This is a genomic window from Marinobacter sp. M1C (genome assembly GCF_023314135.1).
GTDB lineage: Bacteria > Pseudomonadota > Gammaproteobacteria > Pseudomonadales > Oleiphilaceae > Marinobacter.
This window is the reverse complement of record NZ_CP092289.1, coordinates 248,054-266,186: the sequence shown is the minus strand read 5'-3', so window position 1 is coordinate 266,186 and position 18,133 is coordinate 248,054. Positions and strand designations below refer to the sequence as shown.

Here is an 18,133-nt window from a genome sequence, read left to right as displayed (position 1 = left end):
TGGGTGCATCTGAAGGTTAATTCGCCGCTATTTACGACTGAAATGTATAACTAGACGATCGCCTAGCATTTGGAGCAGCTGTACGAAAATCACCAGTAACGCGACGGTGATGACCATAACGTCGGTTTGGAACCGTTGATAACCGAAACGAATGGCCAGGTCGCCCAGGCCGCCTCCGCCAATCACGCCGGACATAGCCGCATAAGACACCAAGGTTATTGCGGTGACGGTAACACCGGCGATGATGCCCGGAAGCGCTTCCGGCAACAAGGCACCGAGGACAATTTGCCGCACGTTAGCGCCCATGGCCTGGGTGGCTTCGATAATGCCGCGGTCCACTTCCCGCAGCGACGTTTCTACCAGACGAGCAAAGAAGGGCGCGCCGCCGGCGACCAGTGGTGGTATAGCCCCCGCAACGCCCAGAGAGGTGCCTATCATCATCACGGTAAACGGAATCATCACAATCAACAGAATGATAAACGGCACCGAACGCAGTACGTTCACTACGAACGACAGTACCGCGTAGGCCAAGGGCTGTTCCAGCAGCTGGCGCTTGCCAAACAAAAACAGCAGCACACCAACGGGCAGGCCAATCACCACGCTGAACAGCAGCGACATGGCCACCATAATCAGGGTGTCCCAACTGGCAATGCCGATTTCCATCCAGTCTACGTTGCTTAACAAATCCTGCATCAGGGCTTTCATCAGTTCATCACCTCTACGTGCACGTCTGCAGCTTCCAGCGCGGCCATGGCCACAGCCAGGTCGCCGCCCACCAGTGCCAGAGTCAGCTGGCCGTAAGGCGTATCTTTAATGTGGTCAATGCGACCGGAGATGATGCTGAAGTCGACCCCGGACTTTCGCGCCACGCTGCCAAGTAACGGGTCGTAGGTCGACTCGCCTTTGAAGGTCAGGCGAAGAATGCGGCCTTTGGCCTTTTTAAAATCCTGCTGCAGTTCAAGGCTATCGATATTTTCGCTTTCGAAGACAAAGTCGCGGGTAGTGGGGTGTTGCGGATGCAGAAACACATCGCTCACCGGGCCCATTTCCACCACGCGGCCTGCATCCATCACCGCGACCCGGTCACACACTCGGCGCACCACGTCCATTTCGTGGGTAATCAGCACGATGGTCAAACCCAGTTCGCGGTTGATATCGGCCAGCAGTTTCAGCACCGATTGGGTGGTTTGCGGGTCCAGCGCGCTGGTGGCTTCGTCGCACAGCAAAATGGTGGGCCGGCAGGCCAGAGCGCGCGCAATGCCTACTCGTTGTTTTTGGCCGCCTGAAAGCTGCGACGGGAACTTTATGGCGTGTTCAGACAAGCTGACCAGCTCGAGCAACTCTTCAACCCGCTGCTGGATCTCAGATTTTGAATAGATGCCGGCCAGTTTCATGGGAAAGGCGATGTTGTCGTTAACCGTCTTTGATGACAACAGATTGAAGTGCTGGAAGATCATGCCAACGTTGCGGCGAAAAGCACGCAACTGGGAGGCGTTATAATGGGTAACGTCTTCGCCGTCGATCTTGATGCTGCCGCCGGTCGGGCGTTCCAGCAAGTTAATCAACCGTACCAAGGTGGATTTGCCAGCGCCGGAATGGCCGACTATGCCAAATACTTCGCCGGTTTCAATAGCAAAGCTGGTGGGGTGCAGCGCAGGAACAGCTTTACCCCCCACCTGGTAGGATTTCTCTATCTCGTCAAATACGATCACGAATCAGCCTTGTCGCGCCTTGGGCGTCAGTGTTTTGTCGGTGCAAATTTAAAAAGACGCGATTATAAACCATTCGCTCATCAAACCCGAATCCGCACCCCCTGCGCAGCAAGCAAAGTACGCAAGATAGGGGACAAATTTAAAATCTGTCCCCGTTTCGGGTTCATTAAATCTCGTACAGTTGAGTCACGTGTAGAATCGGACCTGTTGGAGCCCCGGTTAGCGAGCCTCCGCTGGGCTCCAGACTGATGGCGAGGGTGCGGCTTTGTGACAGCGCGTCTCTGGCCGCATCCGTCAATGTCACTTGGTGCACCCCACCCACAGGAATAACGCCAAGCGATAGGGGCTGACCATTCTCCGGTACGATCCAGAGTTCGTAATCTTTATCGGTTTCGGCGGCATTGGCGGCGACCGAGCGCAACTTCAACAGATTGTTAGAACCCGTCTCACTCACCAGCCAGAGCGGATCATTGATACCAGCCTGAACAACAGCGCCTGAAAGCTGCATCTGGGGAATCCCCTGCGACGGCTGGAGCAATAAAACCGCCATAACCAGAGCGGCAGCCGTCGCAACAATACTCCAGCCAGGCCAGAACCACCGTTGGTTGGCGCGGGATTGGGCTTTACCGGCAGGCCGCTCTTGTTGCCATAAGCGGCGTTCAATTGAAGTCCACACAGACGAAGGAGGGTTGACCTCTGCCACTTCGACGGACAATGGACCGAGTTTTTGCTCCCAGAACCAGACCTCTTGCCGTACCTTTGTGGATTCCATCATCCAGCGCTCAAAGCGCTTACGTGCAAGGCCCTGGAGTGAACCCAGAACATACTCGGCGGCAAGATTTTCAATGCGTTCAGGTGTCTTATTCATTGTTCCAGGCACCTCTTTAAAGTCATCAGTCCACGGCGCACCCAGCTTTTCACCGTCCCCAATGGAGTGCTCAGGACATGGGCCAACTCATCGTGCGTCAGCCCTTTGTAGTAAGAGAGTAGAATGCTGTCACGCTGCGCATCGCTGAGCTCATTGAGGCAACCGCTAAGCTGTGCTTCTCCGGCGCTGCGAAGGGACTCATCAAGAGGACCCTCGCGCCCGTCTTCAACGTACTCAAGATGCTCTTCACCGCCGTTACGACGAATCTTGCGCGCCCGCATCATGTCCAGTGTCCGGTAGCGCGCAATGCTCATCATCCAGCTTAACGGCATACCGCGATCGGTGTGATACTCGCGGGCACGATGCCATATCTGGAGAAACGCCTCCTGTAAGGCATCTTCCGCCAGATCGCGCTGCCCTGCCAGTTTCAGACACATTCCGAACATTCGGGCGGACACCCTATGATAAAGCTGCTGGAAGGCGTCACGGTCTTCACGGGATACGGCTACCAGCAAGCGCATAAGGTCGTCCTGATCGTTTTTAGTCTGAGACATTTCAACTCCGTACGACTATCATTATTTAGTACGCCCTGCCCATCCCGGCGAGATGCAAACACCACTGTAATTTTTTTCATTGCAGCGTGCATCTTTATTGTACGGCTGCGCGTTACCTCGTTGTCATAACCAAAACAAAGCACTCTGAGGAAACACTATGAACACCATTATTAAACGTTCTGCTCTGGCTATCGCTGTTACCAGCGTCTGTTTGAGCGCCGGCCTGAGCCACGCCTCCAGTCACCGCGAAGCGCCTTTCATAACCGAAGTGCCAAAAGTGGACGGCACCGATTTTTACATGTTCCGCAGCTATGAATCCGGTCGCGAAGACTATGTCACCCTGATCGCCAATTACTTGCCTTTGCAAGATGCCTACGGCGGTCCCAACTATTTCGATATGGATGAAGATGCCCTTTACGAAATTCACATCGATAACAGCGGTAACGCTCAGGAAGACCTGACGTTCCAGTTCCAGTTCACTACCACCCTAAACGACATCCAGTTACCGGTTGGCCCGGCTGGCGACCAGAAAATGGTCTCTGTGCCACTAAAGAACATTGGTAACGCCGCCGACAGCGCCAATGTTCAAGTCAGCCAAGAGTATACGGTTTCCGTTGTTCGTGGTGACCGCCGCACCGGCACCGTCCAGACCGCAACGAATGCCTCCAATGGCACCGCTACATTTGACAAACCTCTGGACAACATCGGTGGTAAATCGTTTGCCGATTACCAGACTTATGCCAATCAGCATATTTTCCAGATGGCCATTCCAGGCTGTTCCGTCAACGCCAAGGTGTTTGTCGGTCAGCGCAAAGAAGCTTTTGCGGTCAATCTCGGCGAGATTTTCGACCTGGTGAACACCAATCCTCTCGGACTGCGTAACGGCGAAGGTAAAGGGGACCTAGACGATAAGAACGTAACCTCGTTTGCCCTGGAAGTGCCCGCCCAGTGCCTGACCGGCACCGCGGCAAACGCTTCGGGCCAACCAGTCATTGGTGGTTGGACCACCGCTAGCTTGCGCCAGGCGAGAATCATTAATCCAGCACCCAGCGCGGACGGCAAGGGAGCTACCGTGGAAGGTGGCGCCTGGACCCAAGTTTCGCGCTTGGGCATGCCGCTGGTGAACGAAGTCGTCATCGGCCTTAAGGATAAGGACCGGTTCAACGCCAGCGAACCGAAAGATGATAGCCAGTTTGCCACTTACGTCACTAACCCGACTCTGCCGGAACTGTTGGAAATACTGTTCAGCGGCGCAGGCGCTGTAGCACCGAATAACTTTCCCCGCACCGATTTAGTGTCAGCATTTTTGACCGGTGTGGCTGGGGTCAATATGCCAGTGGGCGTGCAAGCGTCAGAAATGCTGCGCCTGAACCCCGCTATCGCCGCTACAGCTGCGGCCACGCAAAATGACCTAGGCGTTCTGGGCGGTGACAACGCCGGGTTCCCGAACGGTCGCCGCCCCGTCGATGACGTTGTGGATTCCGCCTTAAGAGTCGTCATGGGTGCCCTGACCACTGACGCCCCAAATAAAGACACACCCTTTACCGATGGCGTTCAGCTTGACCCAACCGAACTTCAAGTCGTGTTCCCATACCTGGCAACTCCGCTGGCCGGCTCACCCAATTCTTGAGGAGTGAAAAATGAAATTAACCATTAAGTTAGCTGCGACGGGGCTGGTGGCTCTGGCCTTGACGGGATGTTTTGACGGCTCTGGCGGCAACAGTAGCCAAGCCCCGCAACCTGCGGCGTCAGTGGATTTCGGCACCTTCGTTAAGAACGAATTTGCTAACCCGAATGCCAATCGGGAGCCTACGGAGTTGAATAACGTCACATTCAGCTTTAACGACCAGGACAATCCACAGGCCTTCGATGACCTTCTCCGATAAAATATCGGCACACCGGACCCGGCCTGCTTTGCAGCCGGTCCTCTCCCTTCCCGCGCGTTGGCGCGGGGGGGCTTTTTTTTTGGGATTTGGCCTGCTGGGTTTGCTGTGTTCAGCAACATCAACCGCCGCACCCAGCCCCATTCAACATGATTTTGACGACGACGCTGTGCTGGTGACCCTGCCCGCGTCTGGCCCCGCCAGCGATGGCGCCACCTCTTCCCCCGAAGCAATGGCAGTAGAGGTTAAAAGGCTGATCTCCGAAGCGCGCCGCAGCGGCGACCCAAGGTTTTTAGGCTACGCCGAACGCTTGTTCAAACAACAGGCCGGCACGGAGCTTACGGATGAACTGTTGGTTCTGCGGGCAACGCTTGCGCAGAGCCTGCACCAGTTCGATGCAGCACGACAAGACATTCAAACGGTGCTTGACCGCTCGCAAGCACCGGTACAACGAATCCAGGCGTTGTTGACACTGGCCAACATTGAGATTGTTCAAGGGCATTACGGACTGGCACAAACAATGTGCGACCAGCTAACAACCGAGTACCCCGGCCTGATCGCTGCAAGCTGTCATGCACAGGTGGCAGCGCGTACCGGCGCGGCCAAAGCGGCTTACGACACGTTGATCGCCACAACCCGGTCTTCGGGTAGAACAACCGACCAACAGCGCTTGTGGGCTGAGGGTACATTGGGCGACATCGCGGCACAGCTGGGCCAACGCTCTGCAACTGAGCATTGGTATCGGGTGCTGAATCAGGGTCCGGACGATTTATACACCCGGGCACAGCTTGCGGACTGGTTCCTGCAAGCCGACGAACCTGATCAGGCGTTGGCCCTGACCGAGGGCTACGAGGCAATTGATACGTTGGCGGTGATCCGAGCTATCGCTATGCGCCGCGTAGGTCATCCAGACGCATCGGCGCTGGCCTCACAATTGCGGGAGCGATTTGATGAAGCACTATGGCGTGGCTCCATGTTGCATCAGCGCGACCTGGCCAGTTTCGAGCTGGATATTGAGCAGCGGCCAACGGTTGCCCTACAACACGCCATGGCCAACTGGGCATCACAACGTGAACCTCTGGATACCCGCCTGGCACTCAGGGCCGCCATTGCTGCGCAAGACAGCACAGCACTGGGCCAACTCCGCGACTGGCTTAAACAGCAGAATCAGTCTGATGAACGCTATCCGGAGGACTCATGATGCGCGCCATACAATTTTTTACACTGTTGGCGATGGTTACCTTCGCAAGCACAACGGTTGCTCATAAAGCCAGTGACAGCTTTATCTATCTTGACCTGGACGCCGCCGAGATACGCATTGACGTCGCACTGCGAGATCTCGCTCTGTTGATTCCCCTAGACGCCAATGGCGATCAACAGCTCACGGGGCAGGAGCTTCGCGCCCAACGATCCGCTACGACACAAGCCATTGAGAATGCGGTCACCCTTGCCAGCGAGCAGGGCGCCTGTAACCTCAAAGGCCAGGCATGGGGACTGAGCTCGCACAGTGATGGCCCCTACCTTGCGACCCAATACGGCATTGACTGCCTTAACGGCGAGCTCCCGCAGCAAATTGAATACACTCTGCTGTTTGATGTAGACAGCCTGCACAGAGGACTGGTTGAAATCACCTCTGCAGGTACCCGCTCACTCACGGTGATTTCTCCGGATCAACCCATAGTTGACCTTACCGGCGGGCCTATAGGGCCATGGAGCACCTTCACAACATTTCTTCTTGAAGGCGTTATCCATTTGCTGATCGGGCTTGACCACATGCTGTTTCTGCTGGTGCTGGTATTGCCGACTACGCTGATCCGCCGTCAAGAGAACAATCTGGGCACAACCCGCTCATTCAAATCGCGGTTACTACAACTGACGGGTATTGTGACAGCCTTTACGGTGGCGCATTCCATCACCTTGGCCCTGGCAGCGCTGGATATCGTTCGGCTTCCCATTGCCTGGGTTGAAACGGTCATCGCGCTTTCCATTGCTCTCGCCGCACTTAATGTAATTTGGCCTTTTCTGGGCCGGAAAACCTGGAAACTGGCGTTCGCCTTCGGCCTGGTGCACGGCTTTGGTTTCGCCAGCGTGCTGGGCGACCTGACCGGCGGAATTTCCAGCTTGGCCATTGCGCTGGTGGGCTTCAATCTGGGCGTGGAGTTGGGGCAGCTAGGGTTGCTAATCGTTGGTTTCCCACTTTTATATGCCTTGGCACACGTTAACGCGTATCAACGGGTTGTAGTGCCGCTGCTTCTTATGGGCGTGGGCGCCATCAGTCTGATGTGGGTGGTGGAAAGGGCAGGGACTATTTAAACTAAAAAGATAAATAGGGGACAGATTTGAAATCTGTCCCCTGCCTTGCTGATTCAATCATTGAAATCAATGCAGCGCCCGCAAATCCCTGGGGTATAGGGCTGCGCTCACTTCTGGTTCGTCCAGTAAATCGGACAACTGAAGATCAATCGCGGTTTCCTCACCTTCGTTCGGTAATGGATCAAACAGTGTACTGAGCCACGCTGCAACCGAAGGCGCTTCATCGCGCTGGTAATCGGTGGACAAGGCTTTGATTTTACGAAAACCAATAATGCGCTGGTGCCGTGGGTCACGAATTTGCTCGAAACCACGCCAGTAAATGCGGTCACGGGTGTGTAGTTGCACAAACAGGGTGTCGATGGGGCCATCCGCCTCGTCTTCCGCACCCGCCTCGACGTCGTTCTCGCCATTGGGCTCTGTGCCCGCAGCGGTGTCGGTCGCCTGCCCTGACTTTTTATTGCGGATGGTGGTCCAGGCCGGGTACAGCACCGCTACCGCGTCAGCTTCTACGTGTTCCCTCGCAGCGCGAAGAATCAATCCCCAGCGGGCTTTGTCGGCGTCGGTTTCCAGAGATTGAATGGGTAAATCGTAGCTGTGTTCACTGGCCAGCACTATGGCCATCATCGGGGCATCTAACTCTCCCATGGCTTCCGCCTGGGCGACCGATACCAGTTCTTCGATTGCCATCGGTTGGTTCATAATGCACTAGCCTCCTCGATGCCATCAGAATAAAACAGGGAAAACCGCACTCCCTGATTATCAGCATAGCCTGTTACAACGTAGAAAGATAAACGTGAGGGCGATCACAACAGATCACAAGCCCCGGTAAAACAATAATCTGCTTTCAACCGTCATAACTTTTGCTATTGTGAGCGCACACCCACCATACCTGTAACAACGTTGGCCGACCAACGGGTCAGTATTCAAACACTCAATGTTCGAAACCGCCTTTATGACACCTATTTTTTTCGCGATAACCCGGCTATTACAGGCTGCCCTGCTGGCAACGCTGCCATGGTTTATCAGCAGCGTCGCTGCTAGCCCTGGCAAGGCCGACGCCTGGACCGATGTGGTGCGGGCCGCCCCGTATTGGTCCAGCCAGGGCGTCTATCGCAACGTGCTCACCATTCGCAGCTGGGTGTTGAACGAGTCTAGCTACTGCGCCAACCGGAACCGCCACATTTTTTACGATATGCGCGGCCAGTTTTTAGGCTGGAGTGAAGACGCTGACACTGTCGAAGCCAACCAACAGCAGCTCAACGGCACCCGCAAGGACATGTTCAAGGATGGCCGCAGCAGCGCCTGGGCCGCCGGCGCGGCGGATGTGACCGGGTATCCGTTTGCACTGGCCTGCGACCAACCCCACGTTGATCTTCCCGGCTCTATTGCCCGTTACCTTGGCCAAAATGAGGAAGATCGCCTGTGGGGCGCGTGGGATGACATAAGGGTAGGCGGCCAGGGCAATTCAGTGTCGTTGCACCAAACGCTGATGGCCGTGTACAACAAGCGCAATGATCAGCAACGCTTGAGTGAACTCCCGCCAGCGTTACCGCGCTATTTAGCCGGGCAATTACTGATCGAAAGCGGCGGCCAAACCCGAGCTCATTCAACGGCCAACGCCCGTGGAATCATGCAATTGTCGCCTGCAGCGCTGTCGGACTGCCGCATTCCAATAAAAAACTACTGGCACAGACTCGCACAGATGGACTGCGCTCTGCAGTTGAACAATCAGAATGCGCGTAATTTGCGCCCGGCATTTACCGACCGCTTCGGTAAGTTGCCCGCAAAAAAACGCGATGAACTATTCAGTTTATTACTGGTTCAGGCCTACCACGGCGGAGCGGGACGAGTGAAAAGCCTCTTGCAAGATGAGCTGCTAAGCCGGCCTGCAGAGTACTTTGCCCGCAACCAAGCGCGCTATTCAGCGGGGGATATCGCGTTCGGCATGATTTTTCACAACTTGGGACGGGATCGTTTTGGCCTGTCGTCACTGTATTACGTGGCTGACGTGCAGCTGGCCACCGAGGCCCTGTGTAAAGGCCGCGAGCTGAAAAACTCCGAGTTCTGTCAATGGAAATAACGCTGCTACCAGAGGGCTTGGCCGCAGGTGTCGCTCTGCTGCTGTTACTGGCCTCAGTGCTCGGCTCGATGATCAGCGCCAGTCTGGGTGCCGGTGGTGGTTTGCTGCTGATCGTCATTATGGCCAGCTGGATGCCCCCAGCCGCCATTATCCCGGTGCACGGGCTGGTGCAGCTGGGTTCAAACTGTGGCCGAGCCGCACTGACCTGGCGCCATATTGACTGGAAAGTGATTGCCGCTTTTGCTCCCGGCGTTGTGCTTGGAGCCAGCTTGGGTGCATGGTTACTGGTGGATCTACCCGCTCAAATCTGGCAGCTGACCATTGCACTGTTTGTGCTGTTTTTGTGCTGGGGACCCAAACTGCCAAAAGCCGCCATCGGCGCTCCAGGAATTGTTATAGCCTCGACGTTTACCAGTTTTATCAGCCTGTTCGTTGGGGCCAGCGGGCCACTGGTCGCAGCGTTTATCAAACAGATTCACCGCGACCGCTTTAGCACCATCGCCACGTTTTCAACCGCCATGGCTCTGCAACACGCGCCGAAAGCCCTTGTTTTCGGACTGACCGGGTTTATGTTGAGTGACTGGCTGGCGTTGATTGTGGCGATGATTGGCTGCGGCTTTATCGGCACCTGGCTTGGCCTACGCCTGTTGAAAGCGTTCAGCAATCAGCGCTTTGGCATGGCGCTGAATCTGCTACTGACAGCCTTGGCTCTACGTCTGCTTTGGCAGGCAGCTGCCGCAGGCGCTTGGTGGTAAATAATATCCGCAGGTTTTAGGCGCCTGACATCAAAACCACCTGATTACGGCCGCGGCCTTTGGCCAAGTATGAGCCCTCGTCAGCACGGGCCATAATGGCTTTTGTGCTGGTGTCAGTGGGGTTGATCTGGGCAAGGCCAATACTGGCGGTTACGCTGTAGTCTTCACCTTCGTGTTCAACAACCAAGACTTCGATCCCTGCGCGAATCCGCTCCGCCAGAGCCTCGGCGCATTCCATACCGCAGCTGGGTAAAAGTATTCCAAACTCATCGCCGCCCAGGCGCGCAACGGTGTCAGACTGGCGAACTGTCTGCCTTAACAAGTCAGCCAGACGGCGTAGAAGCTCGTCACCGGTGAGGTGTCCGCCTTTGTCGTTCACCGGTTTGAAGTGGTCAAGATCAATCAGGCACATCACAGTAGCCACTTTATTCTGGCCGGCTTCTAGCAACGCTTTATCCAAACCAAGGCCAAAGGCGCGGCGGTTTAAAAGCTGAGTCAATGGATCGTGGGAGGCCTCCCATGATAGGCGCTCGTTTTCCCGGCGGCGCGCGCTGTCGTCGCGCAGTACAAACACCAGGCGCTCTTGGGACTTACCGTTGCGAACCTTCAGCATGGTTAGGTCGATATCAAACTCATCGCCGACATCATGTCAATTCACAGACCCTCTTGGCCACCAAATGCACCCGGCCATGAAACGTTTTTCTTTGATAGATATCACGTTGCCAGCCAGTAATTAACGTCTTCCGGTCGCTATTTTGCAGGTAACCCATTATCGGCGTGTCAATTAGCTCTGCGGCCGAACGGCCAAGAATGACCTCCAACGCAGGGTTGGCAAACTCAATGCGGCCAAGTACGTCGGTTTGGGCTATGCCGATGGGTGCGCTTTCAGTCAGCGAACGGTAAAAAGCCTCGCGTTCTGCCAGCGACAGCATGGCGCTCTCACGCTCGATCATCAACGTGTTGAATATAGTGGCTACGCGCTGGATTTCGATACTGCCGGGAATGGTAACTGGCTGCGAACGCAAGCCCAGGTGGCGATCCTGTACCTGCTCGCCCAGCAATTTTAAAGGGCGCATCAGCGTGCGAAAACGCCAACCGGCAATGGGTACCAGCACCAATAAAATCAACAACAGCGTTCAGACCAGCTCACTGCCCATGCGGCCAATCGGCGCAAAAGCTTCCTTTATAGGCCAAACCGCGGCTACAAGCCAAGGTGCCTGATCCAGTTGCCGCACCGACATAATGGTTACGTCACCATCGCCGTTATCGGTTTTTGCAGTTCCCTCGAATCCATCCATAGCTTGCATCAGTATCGTGTTCTCTGATCGCAGGGGCACCATAAACTGCCCGGCACGCCCGTTTACCAACGTTGTGCCACTGGGGGTTGCAATGCCGATATAACCGGTTTTCGCAAAGCGGATATTGCCGAATTTTTTCAGAATATGTTCGCCCTCAAGCAACATGACGCCGCCAATCATCCCGATAAAACGCTGGTCATGATTGAACACTGGCGCACCGATCATAACCGCAGGTTTACCGTCGTCAGAAGATACGTAAGGCTCGCTGATAATCGGTGTCATCAGCGTGGATATACGGTCAAAATACTCGCGGGTGCTGAGGTCCAGCCCCTTTGACAGGCCAATGTTCGGGGATTCAGCCTGCAGGAGACCCTCAGCATCGAGAATAAACAGGCTATCAAAAAGATGCAGCAACTCGGTTTGGCGCGACAAAAACAGCTCAGCCCGGTCACGAAACACCTGTTCGGTCATGGTCAGGTTTGTTGCCACTTGGCTGATAATATTCAGACGCATAGACAGTTTATCGTCCAGTTCATAGGCCACCACAGCGGCTACAGACTCAACATGTGCCTTTGCCTGCTGCTCCAGTTCCCGCTGGCTCAGCAGGCCACTTACCAGCATCACCGTCAGCGCAACCACTAGAATCACAACAACGACCATAGCGGTCGCCCGGTTCACCAGACTGCCCAGCCAATGTTTAATCAACACGCTGATGCTCGGCAAATTTTTGAATGATCGGCACTTATGGCTCCCTGGTCACAGCGTGTTTTTACCTAGGGGCTAAGTTTAGCAAACCTGAGCACCCAAAAAATACATGGCATATGCTTATAACCGCACGGCAGCCAGCGCTTCGCCGCCACATTCATTATACGCTGGCAACAACTTGCCCGGGCCGCAATAATTGGCCCAGAATTTGGGCAGCTCTTCGCCCTAAGTGTTTTCTGAGCCTAACAAAAAATCATAAACCACTGATCTTAAATGACGTTAACAATCTGGCACAGAATTTGATTAGATTACCGGGTCCAGATTAGGACAGCAGGAATGCAACCTTTAAACACGTCACGGAGCAGACAATGCCAACCCCTTGTTATATCAATATCGAAGGCCAAACCCAGGGCCATATCACTGCCGGAGCTTTCACCGCCGATTCTGTCGGCAACATTTACGTAGAAGGCCACGAAGATGAAATTCTGGTGCAGGAATTCAGCCACGTCGTTACCGTACCTACCGACCCCCAATCCGGCCAACCCTCCGGCCAGCGCGTGCACAAACCGTTCAAGTTCACCTCGGCCCTGAATAAAGCCACACCGCTGATGTACAACTCTTTGGCGTCTGGTGAGATGTTGCCAAAAGTGGAACTGAAGTGGTACCGAACCTCGGTAGAAGGCAAACAGGAGCACTTCTTCTCGACCATTCTGGAAGACGCCACCATCATTGACATCAACTGCAATATGCCCCATTGCCAAGATACCACCAGTTCAGACTTCACCCAGCTGGTTACCGTGTCGCTGTCATACCGCAAAGTCACCTGGGAGCACGGCGTGGCCGGGACTTCCGGCGCCGACGACTGGCGCACGCCGATCGAAGCGTAGCTTTTAATTCAGCTCTCAGAGAGCGAGCCCTCTCCTGTCTGAGAGTTGAACCTATCAAAGGGAGATTAATAGTGAGCTACATTGCTCTTACCGATGAGGAAGTCACTGTTATTCAGGCAATTATTACTGCTTTTTATGGAGAGCGTATCGCGAACCGTTTTCATGCTGGCAGCATAACATCGGAAACTTTAGAACTTGTTGCGCAACTGATTACTGAAACCGATGAGTGCAGTCGCTGGATTGATGCTGTTCCAAGTCCCAAAGACCTACTTGTTCCAACAAGCGGTATTCGAAAATGGGCAATCAGAGTTATCCGAGCGGCAGGGGAGCCATTCGCTCGAGGCTCGGTCAAAATCAGCCTTACTTGCAAGTTAACTCGTGGGTTACAATTCAGGAGTTTGCTGGAAGCTTCACTCGGATAAGACACGGACGCCTAAAAAATGAAATTCATTGGAATTGTCGTATTCGCTTTAATTTTATCCGGCTGCGCGTCGTCTAAGCCAATATCTTTTTCACCCAACAAAGAATACTCAGTGTCGGTTCAGTCGTCTGTGTTTGACACCGTGCGAATTGACAACAACGATACAACTCTATTCCTTGACGGAAAATCCATCGGATTCATTCGGGTTGAACCAGTACCCGAGGGTGCATCTTCAGCGGCTGACTTCCTAAACGCACTCAGATCGAGCTCGGAATCAGACACAGTGACAACGAAATCATTGAGTTTTCCAGCAGGATTTTCAGGGTTTGCCGCAAAGAATCGTAATTATCTGACTGGTTACTTGTTTAATGAGCGAAATTCGGGCTCAGTTCTTATTTTCAGTTTTCCAGAAGATGAGTTCGATCAGATTGCAGAAACTGTTTCCCGCGGTATCTAACATGTTTGAATCAGTTCATTCTTAACCCAGTGCCTTTCTCAACTAACTCCTAGCAAACTAGCCATTGCCCTCATAATCTTGTAAAACCTGCGGTGAATTCATTGCAACGCGCTGCGACCCTCAATGACAACATCTATTTCACAGTATCAGGCCATAAACCTTGGCCGACTTATGTGCCAGGCTACCGACCAAATTTTGTGGCAACCCGCTGCTGTCTGGATTAATGCTCAAGGCAAGGCGAAGTCACTGTTGTGCCGTGTGGGGTCCGGGCAGGCTACCTATCACCGTTACGACACCCGCAGCCATACGCATGTCATCAACTACGGGCAACGCATGATTTTGGCCAAATACCAGCCGGAAACCGCCGTTGGCTGGTTGTCGGCGCGGGAAATTCGAAAAAGGGGTTATTTTGACGGTGAGGTAAGTCCGCTTAATTTACTGGCCCATACCTGTTGCCACGAGTTTGCCCATTTGCTGCAACAGGTCGCAGGTCAGCGCCACTTTGGTTCCGTCCACAATCGCCATTTTTACGACATTCTGGACCAGCTGCATAACAGCGGCGCAGCTCAGGGTGCCCGGGCATTTTTACAGAAGCAGGCGGGCGAGCGCGGGCTGAGCCTGCCGGCACAGCCGTTCACACCAATCCACGCCGAAGCCGAGGTGTCGCAGCAACAGTGGCAGGTAGGTGAATGTGTGAGCTTTGGCGTAGGACAGCGCCAGCGGCAGGGCATTATTAGCAGGGTGAATCGCAAGACCTGCACCGTGAAAGGTACCGGTGCCAGCCGTGGGCTGCTCTACCGGGTACCCAAGGCTATGCTGAAAGCCCATTAAAGCGCGGCAATCAGTGAAGCAGGCTGCCACGATTGCGCTCTGAAATCTGAGTGTTCAATGTCCAAAAATCGTACAGAACACCCACCAGAAACAGGCCCCCGGTAAGCAGGTAAAGAACTCCGGTTATCCATTTTCCCATGTACATCCGATGCAGCCCAAGCAAACCGGTAAACGTCAGCAGTAACCAGCTTACGTTGTAGCTGACGGGGCCTTCGGCAAAACGGTGATCGGCTTCTTCATCCATACCTGGAATCAGGAAAAGGTCGACGATCCAGCCCACTAGAAACAGGCCAAATGTGAAGAACCAGATGGTGCCGGTAATCGGTTTGCCGTAATAAAAACGGTGCGCACCCAGAAAGCCAAAAATCCAGAGTAGATAGCCAAAAAACTTACTGTGTGTATTGGGTCTTTGCATAGTTTTCTCGATAGTGCTTTAGAGAATGCTTTAATTGGAGAATGTTCTGAGTTGGTATTAACGCTTTATGCCTGACCCTGTTATGACTTTATGTGGGACTGAGCTGTTGCCAAATCAACCCCCGCCAGAGCAACCACACCGCTCTGGATAACTTCTCCCTTGCGCCACAAACGCCACTCTCCGGGCCGATACACATCCCACTGTTCATCAGAGGTCAGAGGTTCGGTGACCACCACGCTAACGATGTCATTGGGGGTGGTCTCTGCTTCAAAGTCGATGGTCACGTCGGTGTCTTTCAGGCGCGCCGGCCCAAAAGGTGCGCGCCGGGTAATGCTGGCCATTTTGGTGGAGCAAAAAGTGAACAGCCAATCGCCGTTGCTAAGCAAAAGATTGAATACGCCTTGGCGGGCATAGGCTGCTGACAGCTGAACCAGCTGGTCTACCGTATCCTGCTCGGTGCTGTGGCGGTCGCTGTTATCGCGCAAATGGTTCAGTAAATCACAGAACAGGGCTTCACTGTCGGTGCTGCCAACGGCCTCATAAAACCCTGGCTTCGCGCTAAAATCCGACAGCTGGCCATTGTGAGCAAACACCCAGTAACGACCCCAGAGTTCCCGCATGAACGGGTGGGTGTTGGCCAGGCAAATCTCACCCACATTCGCCTGCCGAATATGGCACAGTGCCACTTCGCTTTTGATGGGGTGGGTTTGTACCACCTCGGCAATGCGGGAACTGGCACTGGCGTCTACATCGTGAAACGCCCGTACGCCCTTGCCTTCATAAAAAGCCACGCCCCAGCCATCTTTGTGTGGCCCGGTGTCGCCGCCACGGCGGGTCAGGCCGGTGAAGCTGAAACACAGATCGGTCGGGGTGTTGGCACTCATCGCCAGCAGTTCACACATAACGCAGTTTTAACCTCGGCAAATCAGACATACTTCAAATATACAGGGTTTGGACGGCACGCGTCCTGACAACCCCAATTCATTCCATGGCAGCACCACCCAATTTGGGTACAATTAAGAGCAATTTTCGTATTTACTCGTGCAACGCTCACCCTATGGAACTCACTATGGAATGGAGCATTACCCACCTCTGGCTGATTCTGGCGCTCTTGCTGGGCCTGGCCGAGCTGACATCCGGCGTTATGGTGCTGTTGGCCCTGGCGATTGCTGCTGCATTTACGGCAGTACTGGCGTTTCTCGGCTTTTCCCTGGAATGGCAACTGGCGGGAATGGGCTTATTTTCTGGCATTTTGGTGCCCGTTGCCATTCGCTGGCTGAAGCCGCGTTTTTCACCAAAGGGCGTAGCCTACGGCACGACCGGCACCGGCGTAGATCAGGGAAAGCAATTCAGCAGTTTACGCCGTGATTTTGACGACGCCACCGGCATCAAAGTGAACGGTGACTTCTATCGCCTGCGTGTACAATCGGGCGGACAAACCGAGCTGCCAGAAGGCACAGCACTTGTTTTTGACCACTTCGATGGCACCACCGCCATTGTTGAACTCGCAACCCCCAAGGACCTGTAACCATGGAAGAGTTTCTAACCCCGGGGCTGGTTATCAGCCTGATTGTTGTCGCCATTGGCATTTTTATTATCGCCAAAGGCCTAGTGATTGTGCGCCAGTCTGAAGTGATGGTGATCGAGCGTTTGGGCTCTTTTAACAGAATTCTGGAAAGCGGCGTGAACATCATTATTCCGTTCATCGAACGGCCCCGCGCCATCACCATGATCCGCTATTTGCGCAGCGGCCAGGATTACCAGGCCGTGATGAGTGATGAAGCACGCATCGACCGACGCGAAACCGTGATGGATTTTCCCGGCCAGCCGGTGGTCACCACTGACAACGTAACCGTGTCGATCAACGGCGCCCTTTACTATCAGATTATCGATCCGCGCCGCGCGGTGTATGAAGTAGCCAACATGAGCCAGGCGGTGGAAGTGTTGGCCAAAACCACCCTGCGCTCCGTGGTAGGCAAAATGGAGTTGGATAAGCTGTTTGAATCCCGCGCCGAAGTAAACAATGCCATTCAGGCCGAAATGGAGGAGCCTGCGTCCAAATGGGGTGTAAAACTGACTCGGGTAGAAGTGCAGGACATCAGCATGCCCGAAGAAGTTGAAGAGGCCATGCGCCTGCAAATGGCCGCCGAGCGTAAACGCCGGGCCACCGTGACCGAAGCCGAGGGCGAAAAAACCGCTGCCATCGCCAAGGCCCAAGGCCAGCGCGAAGCGGCCATACTGAACGCCCAGGGCGACAAAGAATCCGCCATTCTGCGGGCCCAGGGTGAACAGGAATCCATTCGCCTGGTGTTGAGCGCCATCGGCGACAGCGAAGACAACAAGCAAACCGTTATCGGCTATTTACTGGGGCAAAGCTACATCAAGGTATTGCCCAATATGGCAAAAGACGGCGAGCGGGTGTTCGTGCCTTACGAGTCGTCTGCGCTGCTGGGCTCTATGGGTATGTTCCGCGACCTGGCGGGCAGCCCGGAAGATGCGGTGCGCAGCTCACTGAAAAAAGACGGTCTGCGCGCCGGCATGCTGGGATCTTCCGGCCAGGCCTGAGGTCTTGTTGCACCTGACCTGTTGGGCCCTAGCCCAGCAGGTTGTCTAGGGGCTGATCGTAGCTGGGGGCGAAAACCTCTAAAAAGTACGCCACTTCGGGCAGTGTTTCCTGAGTAAGCCGCCGGTGTATCTGCGCCGCGGCTGGCTCGAATTCGCGATTTCCTGCCGCCACTTCCGCGCGGCATTTTAGCCACGCCGATAACCGGTCTGCGGCTTTAATCAGTTTTTTCTCTTCCTCACCCAAAGCAGATTCCTGCACATAGGGCGCAAACACCTTTTGTAAATGTGGCGGCAATAACGCCAGCAGTTCGGCCTCGGCTTTGTACTCAATGTCTCCGAACGCCTGGCGCATCACACGACAACCCAACTTCCACTACTCACTAAGTTAA

22 protein-coding genes and 1 pseudogene are annotated in these 18,133 nt (G+C 54.5%); 12 read left to right on the top strand and 11 right to left on the bottom strand.

What is annotated here, in order from left to right:
• Window positions 1-27 precede the first annotated feature (27 nt).
• From MIH19_RS01215 to MIH19_RS01200, 4 genes are all read right to left on the bottom strand, one after another.
• Window positions 28-705 carry a methionine ABC transporter permease gene (locus tag MIH19_RS01215; RefSeq protein WP_249007177.1) on the bottom strand — a complete coding sequence of 226 codons (678 nt, stop codon included), beginning with the start codon at window positions 703-705 and terminating at the stop codon, window positions 28-30.
• The gene (locus MIH19_RS01210; RefSeq protein WP_249007176.1) at window positions 705-1,712 is read right to left on the bottom strand and encodes a methionine ABC transporter ATP-binding protein; all 1,008 of its coding nucleotides are present in this window, start codon (window positions 1,710-1,712) and stop codon (window positions 705-707) included. The genes MIH19_RS01215 and MIH19_RS01210 overlap by 1 nt, the downstream gene beginning before the upstream one ends.
• Window positions 1,713-1,878: 166 nt before the next feature.
• Complete coding sequence (locus MIH19_RS01205; protein ID WP_249007175.1) at window positions 1,879-2,580, bottom strand: anti-sigma factor; 702 nt, start codon at window positions 2,578-2,580, stop codon at window positions 1,879-1,881.
• Complete coding sequence (locus MIH19_RS01200) at window positions 2,577-3,134, bottom strand: sigma-70 family RNA polymerase sigma factor (protein ID WP_249007174.1); 558 nt, start codon at window positions 3,132-3,134, stop codon at window positions 2,577-2,579. Before MIH19_RS01200 ends, MIH19_RS01205 begins: the two co-directional genes overlap by 4 nt.
• Window positions 3,135-3,291: 157 nt before the next feature.
• Between MIH19_RS01200 and MIH19_RS01195 the strand changes: the two genes are divergently transcribed.
• From MIH19_RS01195 to MIH19_RS01180, 4 genes are all read left to right on the top strand, one after another.
• Complete coding sequence (locus MIH19_RS01195; RefSeq protein WP_249007173.1) at window positions 3,292-4,764, top strand: DUF4331 domain-containing protein; 1,473 nt, start codon at window positions 3,292-3,294, stop codon at window positions 4,762-4,764.
• A 10-nt stretch (window positions 4,765-4,774) separates the two neighbouring features.
• Window positions 4,775-5,020 (top strand): hypothetical protein, encoded by a 246-nt coding sequence (locus MIH19_RS01190; protein ID WP_249007172.1) that lies wholly within the window; start codon window positions 4,775-4,777, stop codon window positions 5,018-5,020.
• A gap of 79 nt (window positions 5,021-5,099) precedes the next feature.
• Window positions 5,100-6,218, top strand: coding sequence for a hypothetical protein (locus MIH19_RS01185; RefSeq protein WP_249007171.1), 1,119 nt, complete (start codon window positions 5,100-5,102; stop codon window positions 6,216-6,218).
• A complete protein-coding gene (locus MIH19_RS01180) occupies window positions 6,215-7,330 on the top strand; it encodes a HupE/UreJ family protein (RefSeq protein WP_249007170.1) in 1,116 nt (371 codons plus the stop codon). Before MIH19_RS01185 ends, MIH19_RS01180 begins: the two co-directional genes overlap by 4 nt.
• Before the next feature lie 66 nt (window positions 7,331-7,396).
• Here MIH19_RS01180 and MIH19_RS01175 read toward each other — a convergent pair whose 3' ends face one another.
• Window positions 7,397-8,029 carry a hypothetical protein gene (locus tag MIH19_RS01175; protein WP_249007169.1) on the bottom strand — a complete coding sequence of 211 codons (633 nt, stop codon included), beginning with the start codon at window positions 8,027-8,029 and terminating at the stop codon, window positions 7,397-7,399.
• 235 nt (window positions 8,030-8,264) lie between these two features.
• Between MIH19_RS01175 and MIH19_RS01170 the strand changes: the two genes are divergently transcribed.
• Both MIH19_RS01170 and MIH19_RS01165 read left to right on the top strand, forming a co-directional pair.
• Window positions 8,265-9,410: a hypothetical protein gene (locus tag MIH19_RS01170; RefSeq protein WP_249007168.1), complete on the top strand. Its 1,146-nt coding sequence runs from the start codon at window positions 8,265-8,267 to the stop codon at window positions 9,408-9,410.
• Window positions 9,401-10,165: a sulfite exporter TauE/SafE family protein gene (locus MIH19_RS01165; RefSeq protein WP_249007167.1), complete on the top strand. Its 765-nt coding sequence runs from the start codon at window positions 9,401-9,403 to the stop codon at window positions 10,163-10,165. Before MIH19_RS01170 ends, MIH19_RS01165 begins: the two co-directional genes overlap by 10 nt.
• Window positions 10,166-10,181: 16 nt before the next feature.
• Here MIH19_RS01165 and MIH19_RS01160 read toward each other — a convergent pair whose 3' ends face one another.
• From MIH19_RS01160 to MIH19_RS01150, 3 genes are read right to left on the bottom strand one after another with little or no spacing between them, the layout of a single operon-like run.
• Window positions 10,182-10,778 (bottom strand): GGDEF domain-containing protein, encoded by a 597-nt coding sequence (locus MIH19_RS01160; protein WP_249007166.1) that lies wholly within the window; start codon window positions 10,776-10,778, stop codon window positions 10,182-10,184.
• A gap of 31 nt (window positions 10,779-10,809) precedes the next feature.
• Window positions 10,810-11,295, bottom strand: a complete 486-nt coding sequence (locus MIH19_RS01155; protein WP_249007165.1) for a PAS domain S-box protein — start codon at window positions 11,293-11,295, stop codon at window positions 10,810-10,812.
• Window positions 11,296-11,301: 6 nt separating this feature from the next.
• Window positions 11,302-12,171, bottom strand: a complete 870-nt coding sequence (locus tag MIH19_RS01150) for a cache domain-containing protein (RefSeq protein ID WP_249007164.1) — start codon at window positions 12,169-12,171, stop codon at window positions 11,302-11,304.
• Window positions 12,172-12,536: 365 nt separating this feature from the next.
• On the opposite strand from MIH19_RS01150, the gene MIH19_RS01145 reads away from it, so the two are divergent.
• The 4 genes from MIH19_RS01145 (at window position 12,537) to MIH19_RS01130 (ending at window position 14,764) form a co-directional block, all read left to right on the top strand.
• Window positions 12,537-13,055: an Hcp family type VI secretion system effector gene (locus tag MIH19_RS01145; RefSeq protein WP_249007163.1), complete on the top strand. Its 519-nt coding sequence runs from the start codon at window positions 12,537-12,539 to the stop codon at window positions 13,053-13,055.
• A 71-nt stretch (window positions 13,056-13,126) separates the two neighbouring features.
• Window positions 13,127-13,477 carry a hypothetical protein gene (locus MIH19_RS01140; protein ID WP_249007162.1) on the top strand — a complete coding sequence of 117 codons (351 nt, stop codon included), beginning with the start codon at window positions 13,127-13,129 and terminating at the stop codon, window positions 13,475-13,477.
• A gap of 18 nt (window positions 13,478-13,495) precedes the next feature.
• The gene (locus MIH19_RS01135) at window positions 13,496-13,933 is read left to right on the top strand and encodes a hypothetical protein (RefSeq protein WP_249007161.1); all 438 of its coding nucleotides are present in this window, start codon (window positions 13,496-13,498) and stop codon (window positions 13,931-13,933) included.
• Window positions 13,934-14,056: 123 nt separating this feature from the next.
• Entirely contained in the window at window positions 14,057-14,764 is a 708-nt protein-coding gene (locus MIH19_RS01130; RefSeq protein ID WP_249007160.1) for a hypothetical protein, read from the top strand.
• Between the two features lie 10 nt (window positions 14,765-14,774).
• On the opposite strand, the gene MIH19_RS01125 is transcribed toward MIH19_RS01130, so the two are convergent.
• A complete protein-coding gene (locus MIH19_RS01125) occupies window positions 14,775-15,179 on the bottom strand; it encodes a TM2 domain-containing protein (protein ID WP_249007159.1) in 405 nt (134 codons plus the stop codon).
• Window positions 15,180-15,259: 80 nt separating this feature from the next.
• Window positions 15,260-16,081, bottom strand: coding sequence for a class II glutamine amidotransferase (locus MIH19_RS01120; protein WP_249007158.1), 822 nt, complete (start codon window positions 16,079-16,081; stop codon window positions 15,260-15,262).
• Between the two features lie 167 nt (window positions 16,082-16,248).
• On the opposite strand from MIH19_RS01120, the gene MIH19_RS01115 reads away from it, so the two are divergent.
• Window positions 16,249-16,707 carry a nodulation efficiency, NfeD-like protein gene (locus MIH19_RS01115; protein ID WP_249007157.1) on the top strand — a complete coding sequence of 153 codons (459 nt, stop codon included), beginning with the start codon at window positions 16,249-16,251 and terminating at the stop codon, window positions 16,705-16,707.
• Window positions 16,708-16,709: 2 nt separating this feature from the next.
• Window positions 16,710-17,744, top strand: coding sequence for an SPFH domain-containing protein (locus MIH19_RS01110; RefSeq protein ID WP_249007156.1), 1,035 nt, complete (start codon window positions 16,710-16,712; stop codon window positions 17,742-17,744).
• A 28-nt stretch (window positions 17,745-17,772) separates the two neighbouring features.
• Here the strand turns inward: MIH19_RS01110 and MIH19_RS01105 are convergent.
• Window positions 17,773-18,102: pseudogene (locus MIH19_RS01105) on the bottom strand (YfbR-like 5'-deoxynucleotidase); the annotation flags it as partial.
• Window positions 18,103-18,133: the final 31 nt, after the last annotated feature.

Bases quoted from the DNA above. Each gene is read 5' to 3' on its own strand.
- MIH19_RS01215 (WP_249007177.1), bottom strand. From the start codon at position 705: ATGAAAGCCCTGATGCAGGATTTGTTAAGCAACGTAGACTGGATGGAA.
- MIH19_RS01205 (WP_249007175.1), bottom strand. From the start codon at position 2,580: ATGAATAAGACACCTGAACGCATTGAAAATCTTGCCGCCGAGTATGTT.
- MIH19_RS01200 (WP_249007174.1), bottom strand. From the start codon at position 3,134: ATGTCTCAGACTAAAAACGATCAGGACGACCTTATGCGCTTGCTGGTA.
- MIH19_RS01195 (WP_249007173.1), top strand. From the start codon at position 3,292: ATGAACACCATTATTAAACGTTCTGCTCTGGCTATCGCTGTTACCAGC.
- MIH19_RS01190 (WP_249007172.1), top strand. From the start codon at position 4,775: ATGAAATTAACCATTAAGTTAGCTGCGACGGGGCTGGTGGCTCTGGCC.
- MIH19_RS01180 (WP_249007170.1), top strand. From the start codon at position 6,215: ATGATGCGCGCCATACAATTTTTTACACTGTTGGCGATGGTTACCTTC.
- MIH19_RS01175 (WP_249007169.1), bottom strand. From the start codon at position 8,029: ATGAACCAACCGATGGCAATCGAAGAACTGGTATCGGTCGCCCAGGCG.
- MIH19_RS01170 (WP_249007168.1), top strand. From the start codon at position 8,265: ATGTTCGAAACCGCCTTTATGACACCTATTTTTTTCGCGATAACCCGG.
- MIH19_RS01165 (WP_249007167.1), top strand. From the start codon at position 9,401: ATGGAAATAACGCTGCTACCAGAGGGCTTGGCCGCAGGTGTCGCTCTG.
- MIH19_RS01160 (WP_249007166.1), bottom strand. From the start codon at position 10,778: ATGCTGAAGGTTCGCAACGGTAAGTCCCAAGAGCGCCTGGTGTTTGTA.
- MIH19_RS01145 (WP_249007163.1), top strand. From the start codon at position 12,537: ATGCCAACCCCTTGTTATATCAATATCGAAGGCCAAACCCAGGGCCAT.
- MIH19_RS01135 (WP_249007161.1), top strand. From the start codon at position 13,496: ATGAAATTCATTGGAATTGTCGTATTCGCTTTAATTTTATCCGGCTGC.
- MIH19_RS01130 (WP_249007160.1), top strand. From the start codon at position 14,057: ATGACAACATCTATTTCACAGTATCAGGCCATAAACCTTGGCCGACTT.
- MIH19_RS01125 (WP_249007159.1), bottom strand. From the start codon at position 15,179: ATGCAAAGACCCAATACACACAGTAAGTTTTTTGGCTATCTACTCTGG.
- MIH19_RS01120 (WP_249007158.1), bottom strand. From the start codon at position 16,081: ATGTGTGAACTGCTGGCGATGAGTGCCAACACCCCGACCGATCTGTGT.
- MIH19_RS01115 (WP_249007157.1), top strand. From the start codon at position 16,249: ATGGAATGGAGCATTACCCACCTCTGGCTGATTCTGGCGCTCTTGCTG.
- MIH19_RS01110 (WP_249007156.1), top strand. From the start codon at position 16,710: ATGGAAGAGTTTCTAACCCCGGGGCTGGTTATCAGCCTGATTGTTGTC.